At 43.2% G+C, this 7,439-nt stretch carries 11 protein-coding genes; 8 read left to right on the top strand and 3 right to left on the bottom strand.

Annotated elements, in window-relative coordinates; genetic code table 11:
- Nucleotides 1-85: 85 nt before the first annotated feature.
- From J7K41_03365 to J7K41_03345, 5 genes are all read left to right on the top strand, one after another.
- Complete coding sequence (locus tag J7K41_03365) at nucleotides 86-946, top strand: ATP-binding protein (GenBank protein ID MCD6549719.1); 861 nt, start codon at nucleotides 86-88, stop codon at nucleotides 944-946.
- Entirely contained in the window at nucleotides 947-1,825 is an 879-nt protein-coding gene (locus J7K41_03360; GenBank protein MCD6549718.1) for an ATP-binding protein, read from the top strand.
- Nucleotides 1,826-1,905: 80 nt separating this feature from the next.
- Entirely contained in the window at nucleotides 1,906-2,289 is a 384-nt protein-coding gene (locus tag J7K41_03355; GenBank protein MCD6549717.1) for a hypothetical protein, read from the top strand.
- Nucleotides 2,286-2,822 carry a hypothetical protein gene (locus J7K41_03350; protein ID MCD6549716.1) on the top strand — a complete coding sequence of 179 codons (537 nt, stop codon included), beginning with the start codon at nucleotides 2,286-2,288 and terminating at the stop codon, nucleotides 2,820-2,822. The genes J7K41_03355 and J7K41_03350 overlap by 4 nt, the downstream gene beginning before the upstream one ends.
- Nucleotides 2,791-3,306, top strand: a complete 516-nt coding sequence (locus J7K41_03345; protein MCD6549715.1) for a DUF134 domain-containing protein — start codon at nucleotides 2,791-2,793, stop codon at nucleotides 3,304-3,306. Before J7K41_03350 ends, J7K41_03345 begins: the two co-directional genes overlap by 32 nt.
- A gap of 8 nt (nucleotides 3,307-3,314) precedes the next feature.
- Here the strand turns inward: J7K41_03345 and J7K41_03340 are convergent, their stop codons facing one another.
- Both J7K41_03340 and J7K41_03335 read right to left on the bottom strand, forming a co-directional pair.
- The gene (locus tag J7K41_03340) at nucleotides 3,315-3,596 is read right to left on the bottom strand and encodes a rubrerythrin (protein ID MCD6549714.1); all 282 of its coding nucleotides are present in this window, start codon (nucleotides 3,594-3,596) and stop codon (nucleotides 3,315-3,317) included.
- 284 nt (nucleotides 3,597-3,880) lie between these two features.
- Complete coding sequence (locus tag J7K41_03335; GenBank protein ID MCD6549713.1) at nucleotides 3,881-4,537, bottom strand: peroxiredoxin; 657 nt, start codon at nucleotides 4,535-4,537, stop codon at nucleotides 3,881-3,883.
- A 135-nt stretch (nucleotides 4,538-4,672) separates the two neighbouring features.
- Between J7K41_03335 and J7K41_03330 the strand changes: the two genes are divergently transcribed.
- The 3 genes from J7K41_03330 to J7K41_03320 all read left to right on the top strand — a co-directional run bounded on the left by J7K41_03330 (nucleotide 4,673) and on the right by J7K41_03320 (nucleotide 6,546).
- Nucleotides 4,673-5,095, top strand: coding sequence for an Lrp/AsnC family transcriptional regulator (locus J7K41_03330; protein MCD6549712.1), 423 nt, complete (start codon nucleotides 4,673-4,675; stop codon nucleotides 5,093-5,095).
- 137 nt (nucleotides 5,096-5,232) lie between these two features.
- Complete coding sequence (locus J7K41_03325; protein MCD6549711.1) at nucleotides 5,233-5,919, top strand: N-glycosylase/DNA lyase; 687 nt, start codon at nucleotides 5,233-5,235, stop codon at nucleotides 5,917-5,919.
- A 192-nt stretch (nucleotides 5,920-6,111) separates the two neighbouring features.
- A complete protein-coding gene (locus J7K41_03320) occupies nucleotides 6,112-6,546 on the top strand; it encodes a hypothetical protein (GenBank protein ID MCD6549710.1) in 435 nt (144 codons plus the stop codon).
- A gap of 22 nt (nucleotides 6,547-6,568) precedes the next feature.
- Here the strand turns inward: J7K41_03320 and J7K41_03315 are convergent.
- Nucleotides 6,569-7,439 (bottom strand): hypothetical protein (locus J7K41_03315; GenBank protein MCD6549709.1); only part of this gene is annotated, 871 nt, incomplete at its 5' end.

Raw genomic sequence — 7,439 nt, 5'->3', positions numbered from 1 at the left:
CTGTTGGGAGAGCGGTGGAGAGTTATCTGAAAGGTGAAACCCGGTTGTTGGAGAACCCAACCGTTATCAAGGTGAAGTGATAACCATGATCATCGGGGTAACAGGTGGTAAAGGAGGGGTCGGTAAATCAACGTTATCCGTAGGGATTGTTCACGCTCTGGTTAAACATGGGTATAAGGTATTGTTGGTGGATGCGGACGTGGAATGTCCGAACGATCATCTGTTATTGGGTATCCAGATCAACGAGATGGTTCACGCACGTGAAGTAACTGTGGGTAAACCCGTAATAAATGAGGATGAATGTATTAAATGCGGTGTTTGTGTCAGAACCTGTCGCGAGTCGGCACTCTTCCAACTACCCGGTCAGGTACCGCAACTGTTATCAGACCAATGTATAGGGTGCGGTGCGTGTTCCTTGGCGTGTCCGGTAAAAGCTATAACCGAGATACCGGAGAGGGTTGGGGATGTCTATAGGTACGACGTCCCGAACACATCAGGCCGGTTAACATTACTGACGGGTATGCTTAAACCCGGTTATGAGGAGGCATCACCGGTTGTCAACGTACTGATGGATGTGATGGAGGATGTTAGAGAAGGGTTTGACTACGTGATCGTGGATACCGCACCCGGCACACATTGTAACGTCATATCCTCGTTACGACACGTGGACCGCGCGATAGCCGTCACAGAACCTACACCGCTCGGTGCCCACGACCTTGACCTTATACTGACACTCGGTACCGAACTCAAGGTTCCCATGTCGGTTGTGATCAACAGGGCGGGTATAGGTGATGAAACCGAGGTGGACGATGTGGTAAGCAAACATGGTGTACCCGTCATCGGTCGTATCCCCTACGATAAACGGATCTTTGAGAGTTATGTGAGAGGTGAACCGATAGAACACGAGAGCATAAACTATATCGTAAACAGGTTAACGGGTGGATAGATGAACATAACGGTCGTCTCAGGAAAAGGTGGGGTAGGCAAATCAACGTTGAGCGCGTCCCTAGTACACATGCTGACAGAACGGTTCGGTAAGGATAACATCGTCTCAGTGGACTGCGACGTGGACGCTGCCGATTTACACATCTTCCTGGGGCAAGGTGCTACCGTATTGGAGGAGTACGAGGCCGAATCGTCCGAGAAGGCGTTTGTGGACTATGATAGATGTACGTCCTGCGGCAGATGTGATGTGTGCAGGTTTAACGCGTTACGTCTGGTTAACGGTCAACCGGTCATAGATAGGTACGCATGCGAGGGATGCGGTGCGTGTACGGTATTATGTCCGACCGATGCCATACAAATTAAACCCGTCAAGAACGCAGTGATCCGCGTATTGGATACGGAGTACGGGATACTGGTTACGGGTCAGTTACGTATCGGTGAATCGGGGTCGGGTAAGATAGTTACACTACTCAAGGACAAGGTAAACCAGATGATAAGCGACGGTAGGATACGACCGAGGTATGTGATACGGGACGGTGCTCCTGGGATAAGTTGTCCCGTAATCGCCTCTGTGAACGGGTCGGATTACGTAATAGTTGTGACCGAACCTACCCCGTCAGGACTTGTTGATATGGAACGTGTGTTAGAGATCGTTGAACAGTTCGGTATACCTTACGGTATCGTGATCAACAAACATGATGCCAACCCTGTTCTTACCGAACGTATCCAGAATGAGTACAGAGGTATCGTCCTTACCAAGATACCCTATGACAGGAAGGTCGTGGAGGCAGCGGTTAACCGGACACCTTTGACGCTTCTCCATCCTGAGTTCAAAGGATACATCAGACCGGTAATAGAAAAGATAACCTCCCTTAGATAAAAGAGAGGAAAAGGAGGGATAACATGGATAGATCAAGATTCAACAGAGCGATTACGAAGGCAACAAGACAACTCATCAAGATGCTCCCGTTTTTAACAGGTATATTACTACTGGTTAGTTTGATATCTGTCTGTATTACAACGTTTGATTACTCCTCTGTGTTTACCGGTAATGAACTCGTTGATTCTTTTATCGGTGCGATCCTGGGAAGTATATCGATAGGTAATCCTATGACTAGTTATATAATAGGTGGCGAACTCCTAAAAAGTGGGATCAGTCTGATCGCGGTTACTTCATTTATAGTGGCATGGGTTACTGTTGGTGTGATCCAACTCCCCTATGAGATGAATATGTTAGGCAAACGGTTTGCAATACTACGAAACATCCTCGCTTTCATATCAACTATTATTGTGGCGGTTGTAACGGTGTTTATCCTCTCTATAATAAAAGGTGGAGCGGCATGAAGAACTTGGATAATAGATGGTTGTTCTTACTGGTTTCAATACTGATCTTTATAGTGATAGGACGTTATGTTGGTGTTTTGGATAAGGCTATTGATAACTTTGTATCTATGGTCTCTAAGATGATCCCTATTCTCATCCTGATATGGTTACTCATGATACTGATGGATTACTTCGTATCACCTAAAAAACTCGTAGGTCTTATGGAGAAGTATAAAGGTATAACTGGTTGGTGTATTGCGATAGTTGCAGGATTACTTTCAATGGGTGCGGGTTATATCTGGTACCCCATACTCAAAGAAGCGAAAAAGCACGGATTAAAAGATGATGTGATAACTATCTTCTTGTATAACCGGGCTATTAAATTACATCTCTTACCGATGATGATTTATTACTTTGGTTGGATGTACACAGTAATCCTGACAATAGTGATGATTGTGATCTCTGTGGTCAACGGGATAGTTGTCCGATATATCCTTGAGACCGAAAACGGGAGGGATATGTATGGTCAGACCGCGACGGGTCAGGCGTGTTGAAGGTATCCCGCAGATCACGTACTATAAACCGGTAGGTGTACCGTTAGCATCCTTAGAAGAGGTGGTGATCACCTTAGACGAACTTGAGGCGGTACGTTTGACGGCTGGGGAGGGGTTATCTCAATCCGAGACGGCAGAACGTATGAACGTGTCACAACCGACTGTTCACAGACTGATAGAGAATTTTGAGAAGAAGATAACCGATGCCTTACTCAACGGTAAGGCGATACGGGTTGAAGGAGGTGATTGGATCATGCCGAACCGAGACGGAACAGGCCCGACAGGTACCGGTAGAGGTTACGGTCGTGGACGGGGTTGGTCAGGTAGAGGATTAGGTAGAGGAGCAGGTAGGGGGAGAGGATACGGTGGTCCTCAGACGTGTAGATGTCCGAAGTGTGGTACGGTAGTACCGCACACCCGCGGGATACCGTGCCGTGATATGAGATGTCCGAAATGCGGCACCCCTATGATACCCGGTGATTAGACGGACGGTCAACCGGTCAACTCTTCAACCTCCTCCTTACCTTTATTAAGTTGGTCAACCTGCTCTCTGTCACGTTCCAGGAGCAATTCTAAAAACTCACCGACATGAGTTTTCTCTTCTTTAGCAATATCCATTAATACCTTCTTTATCTTCAAATCATCACACATAGCAGCCAACTGTTCGTACAAGTTAATCGCATCCAATTCCGCTATCAAACCCACTCTCAAGATCTCTTTATCTCTATCCTCACCCTTCAGTTTTTCTATATTCTTAGGTATGTCTGACATCATTCTAATCACCAATTCAATTTAGAATATGCCCTTTTAAAAATAGATGGGTAAGTAGATTAAGAACATACCACGTTTCCTCATCTATACATAATCTCCGAAAATTTATCTATCCATAATCTTGCCTATACCTGTTTACCACCCGTTTCCTCAGGGATGGTCAACTTCTTGTTTTCCTTCTTACATCATTCAGTAACTCTGGAGATTGCAGATTAATTTTGTAGAGAACTATTCACAAAGGCATAAAGAATATCGTTTTTGGCAAACAGAAAACAAAAGAAAAAGAGTTATAGTTTCTTATGACAGAACCACCAGTCATAACATTCGTACTCTTCTTTTCTCTTCTTAGCAGTTTCTTCGTCACTGGCCGGCGGGATTATTACTTCATCGCCTATCAACTCGTTGTTAGGCCAATTAGCAGGCATTGCAACGTTTTCCTTGTCAGAGATTTGTAATGCTTTAACCATCCTCACTATTTCATCGATATTTCTACCTAGCTCTTGCGGATAATACAGAATGGCGCGTATGACACCTTTATCATCCACTACAAACACTCCACGAACCGTGTTTGTTCCCTTCTCTGGATGGATAAGTCCTAAGAGGTCAGCAACGGTTCCTGTATCATCAGCAATGATTGGGAACTCTATCTCCACATCAAGGTTTTCTTTGATCCATTCCTTCCATTTGATATGGCTGAATACCTGATCAATGCTCAATCCGATGAGTTCACAGTTCAGTTCTTTAAATTTATTATACCTCTTTTGAAATGCTACAAACTCGGTTGTACAAACAGGTGTAAAATCGGCTGGATGACTGAACAACACAAACCATTTTCCCTGAAAATGCTCAGGCAGTTTAATTTTGCCATGCGTAGTCTGTACCTCTATCTCAGGAAACTTTTCACCGATCATCGGTACTCCATAATATTCTTCAAACCCTTCCATACTCTCACCTCCACAAATTTCCATGTTTTATTTTTTGTATTACATCTAAACCGTCCCAAAAACCATGTGATCGAATTACCGAAACCAGTTTGGTTCTCCGATAGATATATAAATGTAGTTAACATTAAAAACAATATGGTTCGAATATCAAACATAAAACTTATCAAAGAATTGATGAAAAATTCTAGGATCAAATATGTCGAACTCGCAAAGATGTTTGGTGTGACAGAAACAGCGGTACGAAAAAAGATACATAGGTTAGAGGAAGACGGTGTCATCATAGGATATACTGTAATAATTGATCCTAAAATCCTTGGTTACAATGTGGATGCATTGATAGGGCTTGATACAACACCTGAGAGTTATCTGAATACATTGGAAAGATTGACAAAGATGGACAAGGTTATTTCAGTTTATTCATCGAGTGGAGACCACATGATTTTGATACGCGTTTGGTTAAAAGATTACAGAGAACTGTCAAGATTTGTTAGACGATTGGAAGGGATGGAAGGGGTAACCCGTGTATGTCCTGCGACCATCATCGAAAAAATAAAATAGAAAAAAACGAACCGTGTTAGACTAGAAACTTTAGGAGAGACAGATATTAAGAGATCAATAGTGGGGATCGATAGTGAGGGAACGAATGCTGGTTGGTGATTGTCGTGCGACAGAGCATTAGACTACCGAGAGGGTTGATGAATAAAAATCATATTCATAACTCTCAGAGCCAAAATCAAGAAGACGTACCTCGCGACTTGTCTCATGAAATCAAAAACCTGTTAAATAACCCAAAGATTACTAAAGTCATAAAAAACAGGATAAGGGAATTTGTCAGAGTGGGAAAATCGGATGACTCAGAGATATTTTCAGAACTTGTCTTTTGTATACTCACGGCCAATTACACTGCTAAGGGAGGATTACGGATACAAAATGCACTAGACAAAGAGATCATGTATCTATCAGAGGAGGATATCGCGAAACGATTGAAAGAGTTGGGGCATAGGTTTCCAAACACCCGTGCAAGGTACATTGCAAAGGCCAGAGAAAGGTTGGATAGTATACTACGTGTCGTTCGAGACGCCGATTTGAATTGTAAAGAGAAAAGAGAATGGCTGGCCAAAAATGTGAAAGGGTTAGGTTTGAAAGAAGCAAGCCATTTTCTTAGGAACATCGGATGTTTAGATGTTGCTATCATAGATTTCCACATCATTGACCTGCTCGCACGCTACCGCGTGCTCGCAGTTCGACCGCGGACATTGACCCGTAAGAAATACTTTGAAATAGAAAACATATTAGAACAGATTGCTGCGCAACATCATATATCACTCGGCGAACTTGACCTTTACCTATGGTACTTGGAGACAGGAGAAATTATAAAATGAGTCTTAGAGACTTCTACGCTTAATAGAAGACCTCCAGAGTTTCGCTTATCTCAGTCAGAAGGTCACAGCACATCAGTTAGTAGGGATGCTCGGATACATTGTGTTAATTTTGATAGTAGTATAAAAATATGGCGATTCCGATCTCACCTCAAATACTATAAGAATTATTTATTTTCATAAGAGATAACTTTGGTGGATGATATGAAGAAGGTTTTGATAGACAAGAATGTCAATACGAAAAGACTTAGCAAAGAACTTCAAAAACTTTCAACTGAAGAGTACAAATTGTATACTGTCAGTAACTTAGAGAATAAAAACAAAAAACTAGACAAAACAGTGGGACTTTTAATTCTAGATGGTCCTACAAGATTACCTGGAAGATTGGCAGAGAAAGACACTGATCAAATCATGAAGAATCTTAAAGCAATCATCGGAAGGGAAAACATGGGAGATATCCTACATGTAGAAACAGCAATCAAAGAAAAGATGAATTACTTTATAACGAATGACAAGGATATATTGAACAAAAGAACAAAAATAAAAGAATATTATCCAGAGTTATCTATTCTGTCTGAAGAGGAGTTTATTTTAATCGTAAAACAAGATCAAGATGAAAAAAGAAAATAAAATTTATTGATTATGGGGCACACTACTTACTTTTATCTGTCATGACTGAGTTGATAGGACGCAATACTGTAGAACTGGCCGGTTCAGGTTTATAAGGCAAGACCGGTTCTGGTTTCACTATAAATCCTGATTTGTTCGCTACTGGTGCCAAAGGATCAACTTCAACCCTAACGGGTTTAGAAGGGACAGAGACAGGTTGCTCGGTTACGGGTTTGACTGGCACCGGTTCTGGTTTAACACCTATGGGTTCTGGTTTAATAGATATCGGTTTAGGTTTGACGGGTTTGATTGGTTTGACGGGTTCACGCGATGGTTCTTCGGTACCGGTCTCGTTATCAGTTTGTTCACCTTTACCTATCATGTAGATGAACTCGTCTATATGTCGCGGGTTTGGAAGGTCTATATCCTCAGCCACTATACTCTGCGTCTCGGCCTCGCCGTCGGTCGCAACCACGTACCACTGATACAACCCGGTCTCAGAGATACTCCAGTCGTACTCATACGTATCGCGAACACCGTCGCTTGGTGTAACCACCGTCAACAACGCGAACTCGTCTTCATCAGTCCTACGTCCGTACACGTAATAGGTTATCGGATCACCGTCTACATCAACCGACTTGTTCCAATACAGTTCTTCATACGAGTGTAACGTATCCCTGTGCCAGATCACGGGTGGTGTCGGAGGTGTGTTGACAACGCGGACTATCGGCGAAGTCCATCTTGTCACGATACGACTGTCGTTCGCATAGATCACGCATCTCCACGATTCTCCTTTGTGGACCGGTCCGACACCGTCACTGAGCACGTCGTGCGCATGTGTATAGTTACCCACCGTATCATGGAACCTGCCGCCGTAATACTCATCGTTAGAATACGTATCAGGATCACTGCTG

The sequence above is a fragment of the Candidatus Micrarchaeota archaeon genome (genome assembly GCA_021163225.1).
GTDB lineage: Archaea > Micrarchaeota > Micrarchaeia > Anstonellales > JAGGXE01 > JAGGXE01.
Note: the sequence above shows the minus strand (reverse complement) of the source record. Positions and strands in the feature narration are given on the sequence as shown.

Excerpts from the sequence above, each read along its gene's own strand:
- J7K41_03325 (MCD6549711.1), top strand. The coding sequence starts at position 5,233 with ATGAATAAAAATCATATTCATAACTCTCAGAGCCAAAATCAAGAAGAC.
- J7K41_03360 (MCD6549718.1), top strand. The coding sequence starts at position 947 with ATGAACATAACGGTCGTCTCAGGAAAAGGTGGGGTAGGCAAATCAACG.
- J7K41_03335 (MCD6549713.1), bottom strand. The coding sequence starts at position 4,537 with ATGGAAGGGTTTGAAGAATATTATGGAGTACCGATGATCGGTGAAAAG.
- J7K41_03350 (MCD6549716.1), top strand. The coding sequence starts at position 2,286 with ATGAAGAACTTGGATAATAGATGGTTGTTCTTACTGGTTTCAATACTG.
- J7K41_03355 (MCD6549717.1), top strand. The coding sequence starts at position 1,906 with ATGCTCCCGTTTTTAACAGGTATATTACTACTGGTTAGTTTGATATCT.
- J7K41_03340 (MCD6549714.1), bottom strand. The coding sequence starts at position 3,596 with ATGATGTCAGACATACCTAAGAATATAGAAAAACTGAAGGGTGAGGAT.
- J7K41_03365 (MCD6549719.1), top strand. The coding sequence starts at position 86 with ATGATCATCGGGGTAACAGGTGGTAAAGGAGGGGTCGGTAAATCAACG.
- J7K41_03330 (MCD6549712.1), top strand. The coding sequence starts at position 4,673 with ATGGTTCGAATATCAAACATAAAACTTATCAAAGAATTGATGAAAAAT.
- J7K41_03345 (MCD6549715.1), top strand. The coding sequence starts at position 2,791 with ATGGTCAGACCGCGACGGGTCAGGCGTGTTGAAGGTATCCCGCAGATC.